Annotated in this window: 4 protein-coding genes; all 4 read left to right on the top strand. The window is 46.2% G+C overall.

Annotated features, from left to right (window positions below; translation table 11 throughout):
• Nucleotides 1-257: DUF4129 domain-containing protein (locus FKP33_RS27395; RefSeq protein WP_181410294.1), on the top strand; the 257-nt coding region annotated here is incomplete at its 5' end.
• A 159-nt stretch (nt 258-416) separates the two neighbouring features.
• Nucleotides 417-1,955, top strand: coding sequence for a glutamine-hydrolyzing GMP synthase (gene guaA / locus FKP33_RS26425; RefSeq protein ID WP_141336787.1), 1,539 nt, complete (start codon nt 417-419; stop codon nt 1,953-1,955).
• Between the two features lie 159 nt (nt 1,956-2,114).
• Nucleotides 2,115-3,071, top strand: coding sequence for a tyrosine-type recombinase/integrase (locus FKP33_RS26420; protein ID WP_141336786.1), 957 nt, complete (start codon nt 2,115-2,117; stop codon nt 3,069-3,071).
• A 670-nt stretch (nt 3,072-3,741) separates the two neighbouring features.
• Nucleotides 3,742-4,386, top strand: coding sequence for an HNH endonuclease signature motif containing protein (locus FKP33_RS26415; RefSeq protein ID WP_181410293.1), 645 nt, complete (start codon nt 3,742-3,744; stop codon nt 4,384-4,386).
• The last annotated feature ends 706 nt before the right edge of the window (nt 4,387-5,092 follow it).

Below are 5,092 nucleotides of genomic sequence, written 5' to 3'. Positions count from 1 at the left end.
CCGCCCATCGCCTGGGTGAACGGTTCTGGCGCCGGCTGCAGCGGACCTACGGCCCGGCGGCGCCTGCGCAAACGCTGCGCGAATACGCCGCTTCGCGCGCCTGCCTCAGCGAGGCTCACCGGCAGGCGCTGGTCCGTTTCACGCGGCTGCTCGAAGCGCAGCGCTACGCCGATCCTTATGCGTCGTCGCCGGCCCCCGTCTCCAGACAGGCGCTGCGGGACGCTTGGCTGCAGCTGCGGCGCAGCCGCAAAGCGTAGTCGCCGCAAGAGTCCGTCCGCTGCATAGGGACGGGCTTTTTTCATTTTTCGCCATCATGCGACAAAACGGTCAGACAAAGCATTGCCCTTTATCCGGTGTAAGCTTATAATAGGTGTCATTGAAAAATGAACGCTTATTGCAGGAGGAACGTACAAACCATGGACAAGCCGAATGAAATTATTGTGGTGCTCGATTTTGGCGGGCAGTACAACCAGTTGATCGCACGCCGTATCCGCGACTTGGGCGTATACAGCGAGCTGCTGCCGTTCAATACACCGGCCGACAAAATCAAAGCGCTGCAGCCTCGGGGCATCATCTTCTCAGGCGGTCCCGCCAGCGTGTACGGGGAAGCTTCTCCGCTGGTCGACCCGGCCGTATATGACCTCGGGGTGCCGATTCTCGGCATTTGTTACGGGATGCAGATGATGGCCCATCAGTTGGAGGGCAAGGTGGAGCCCGCTTCGAAGCGCGAGTACGGCAAAGCCGAAGTCGATTTCACGGATGCTTGCGGACTCGTGCACGGGCTCGATAAGAAGCAAACCGTATGGATGAGTCACAGCGACCTTGTCGTGCAGACCCCGGAAGGCTTCGTCGTCGACGCGAGCACCGAGCATGCGCCTATCGCGGCCATGAGTCATCCGGAGAAGAAGATGTTCGCCGTTCAATTCCATCCGGAAGTGCGCCATTCCGTCTACGGCAACGAAATGATTCGTAATTTCCTGTACCATGTATGCGGGTGCGAGGGAACGTGGAGCATGACGACCTTCATTGAGGACACGATTCAAGAAATCCGCGAACAAGTCGGGGACCAGAAGGTGCTGTGCGCCCTGAGCGGCGGGGTCGATTCGTCCGTGGTGGCGATGCTGATTCACAAAGCGATCGGCGATCAGCTGACGTGTATGTTTATCGACCACGGCTTGCTGCGCAAAGGCGAGGCGGAGAGCGTGATGGATACGTTCGTCGGCAAATTCGATATGAAAGTCGTCAAAATCGATGCCCGCGAGCGATTCCTGGGCAAATTGGCCGGCGTCGACGATCCGGAACAGAAGCGTAAAATCATCGGCACGGAATTCATTCGCGTCTTCGAAGAGGAGTCGGGGAAATTCGACGACTTCGCGTTCTTGGCGCAAGGCACGCTGTATACGGATATCGTGGAAAGCGGTACGGCTACGGCACAAACGATCAAATCGCATCACAACGTCGGCGGATTGCCGGAAGATATGAAGTTCAAGCTGGTGGAGCCGCTCAAAGCGCTGTTCAAGGACGAGGTGCGTAAGGTCGGCGAAGAGTGCGGACTGCCGGCGGCCATCGTGTGGCGTCAGCCGTTCCCGGGTCCGGGACTGGCCATCCGCGTGCTTGGCGAAGTGACGGAGGAGAAGCTGACGATCGTTCGCGAATCGGATGCGATTCTGCGCGACGAAATCGCCAAAGCCGGTCTCGACCGCGAGATTTGGCAATATTTCACGGCGCTGCCGAACATGAAGAGCGTCGGCGTTATGGGTGACGCCCGTACGTATTCGTATACGGTCGGCATCCGTGCAGTAACCTCCATTGACGGCATGACGGCCGACTGGGCTCGTATTCCATGGGATGTGCTGGAGAAAATTTCGGTCCGTATCGTCAACGAAGTTGACAACGTCAACCGGATCGTGTACGACATTACCTCCAAGCCGCCGGCAACGATCGAGTGGGAATAAATTTGACAGAATCAATGTAGTCAGACGCTCGGAAGCCTTGATACATAAGGGTTTCGAGCGTTGGCGATATTGAATCTGAGTCTACACCTGCTACAATAGAGTGCAAAAAATTACTTTCTTTTATCTGCGTTATTTAGCAAATAGAAGGGAGTATTTTTTATGACCAAAATCCATGAGTTGATTGAGGATTTCAAACTAAACCAAGAAATTTTGGGCAGGGTAAAGAGGTATGTTGATCTTTGTCTGTTCCGTCTGTACAGGTGGGAAAGGTTTACGGTCAAGGAGTTAGGAATTTCAGAGGTTGAGGAAGTGACACAGCTTCACATCAAGAAATACATACAGGAGCGTCAGCGTGTCGGGAGAGAAGTCAACAGAACGATTAATAACAACATAGCAACGTTAAAGGTCTTTTTTCAATACTTGGTGAGCGAAGAGTTTATTGATGAGCAGAGCAACCCCATGCGGAGGATTAAGAATCTCAAAGAAGATAAGACGGTTATTGTCACGTTCAATGATGATGAGGTTTCTCGGGTCATCAATGATCTCAAAGAAGAGACGTATTCCAATGTGCGCGATAAGCTTATTCTGATAATGCTCTTTGACACAGGTATAAGGGTTTCTGAGCTATGCAACATCAAGAATGATGATATAGCACGGCGGCATATTCTGATTCACGGTAAAGGCTCTAAACAGCGTCTAGTCTACATTAGCAACATCATGCGGAAATACATGAGAAAGTATGAAGTGTTAAAGCAGGAAAGATTCAAAAAAAGGCTATCAGATGAAATTGCAGATTACTACTTCCTAGACCAATCGGCTGTTAAGTTAGATCGTTCCCGTATCAACAAGATTCTAAAAGAACATTGTCGTAATGCAGGTGTGAGAAAGGAAGTTAGATGCTCGCCTCATGATTGCAGGCACTATTTTGCCCAGAAGCAGTTAAGGAACGGAATTGACATTTACAGTTTGAGCAGATTAATGGGGCATTTTGATACTCAAATTACTTCCAAGTATTTAAGGGGATTAGAGCAGGAGGATATATTACAGATTGGTCGACTGCATAGCCCACTAAACGGAGTGAAGATAAAGCAAGGTTCAATGGAGGGGCTGAAATGACAAGGATACACATTGTTCTTGACGATGCCACCACCCAACGCTTGCTACAAATCGCTCAGAGGCATTGTAAGCTTGTCGTAGAGCATTCTAAGGCAAATTCCCCACTAGAGCGTAGAGAAGCCATACGAGCCGAAATTGAGCGTCTGAGAGCGGAGGGAGATGTTTTGTTAAAGTTCTATGAGCAGGAGGGCGTATGACTGAGGAATTTTCAGAAGTACGAACTGCTTATCCGCGATGAGATGATCTGCTCAATAAGATTGGGACATACCAAGAAGCAATTTCAGCTATTCTGATGTTGGTGCAAAAGCGCGGCGCATTCGATCTACACATTCTTACCGTTGAAGAGATCACAGCCACGATACATTCGGTGGATATTTCTTGTCATTCCGAATTAGTACATCGAAAGATTGAAAAAATGTTTTGTTAAATACAATCAAACAATTCCAAAGAACAGTCGGATAGTAAGCCATTGAGTCACCAAAGCAGATACATATGCTGAGGGTGACTTTTATTTTTCATAATTCATTTCACTTTATCGTATGTGCCAAGAACATCCTTTGCAAGCCGAAGAATTTAAAAAGTACTTTCTTTGGAAGTTCTTCCCAGTAATTTTTATTCATGCTATCATTCAAAACAGATTCAACTCTATACATGAGGTTGGGTGAAGAGCATGACGAAAAAGTACAGTAAATCAGCAATTGCACAAGCAAAGAGGAAACAGTTATTGAAAGAAGTGCCAAATACATTACGAACGTGGCAGATAGAGTTAGTCTTCGACCATTTTTATAATGAATGTCCATTGACTGGAAAATACCATAATGTTGTTAAAGATCACTTCATCCCAATAAGTTGGGGGTCTATCGTGAGAAAATACGGTATTGGTGGCAATACATATGCCAATATAGTCCCGTTACATCGTTCCATAAATTCTTCAAAACATGTAATGAATCCCTTTCAATGGTTCGAACGTTATGGTAAACGACATGAAATATCAAATGAAAAGTGGAATGCAGTCGTTCATTATATTGCCGAGAAGCATAAAATGAGTGTTTTCGATTTTACCAATAGAGTAAATGCCTGTTACAGCGAAGTTCTAGCACTTAGATGGATTGAAAAAATTAATGCAAGAGTAGAGTCACATGAGTTTATACACTCAGTTTATTTTTACAACGCTTTGAAAATGAATTTAAATATTAGTCTTATTGTTGAACTATACGGAACTGAGAAAACCAAAGAGTGTTTCCATCAAAGCAACACAATCAGACAAATATCCGAATGTAAGTCTTGGTTTGAGCAGAATTTGTTAAGAATCTAATCGTCTTCACCTTGTATAAATGTACCGAATTAAATTGCCGATTTTAGTTTGCCAGTGGAAGAGTTAATTGAATCGGAGTTTTATTGAGATAATGATATTCAGCTAGTTTTTTGGGAGGAGCAAATATGTCAAATCTTTTAGAAATTTTCATTGAGCGGATAACTATTTGCTTTGGAGATGTTACCGATTATTTTGGAAAAGTACAAGCAATGGAATCCAGTAAGAGTGGTCATCTATTCAGATGTAGAAGCAATTGAGGGTTTCATATACAGAGGAACATGTAAGAAGCTGTACATGCGTAAGGTGATTGATGCAATCGTAAAGCTAATCGAGTCATTCTTCGAATTGTTTGATGTAGCTATTCGATATATTGGTGAGCAAAAGAGTTACAATATCTTTTACAATGCAACACATACTGCGTCAAGAAAGACGATAGGAAAGAAGCGGAGATAAAAATCTATTGGTATCCAGAAGCGGAGCGAATCTGCTTCTGGATATTTTTTGGGGAGTGTAATTTTTTTTGTGTAAATGGGTTTTACCAAAATCAAAGTAACTCAGGAAGGCTTTACATGGAGGGGCGGGCATGATAGGCTCAATAGCCATGGCGATACGAGTTTAGGAGGTATCGCCCGATCGCAAGGAATCATGCCCGCAGAGGCTCCATGTCAAGCCTGGCTCAAAAGTGAGCGTTATGCAGACAATTCCG

The sequence above is a fragment of the Paenibacillus sp. tmac-D7 genome (assembly GCF_006519665.1).
In the GTDB taxonomy this organism is placed as follows: domain Bacteria; phylum Bacillota; class Bacilli; order Paenibacillales; family NBRC-103111; genus Paenibacillus_G; species Paenibacillus_G validus.
This window is presented reverse-complemented; position numbering and strand designations above follow the sequence as displayed.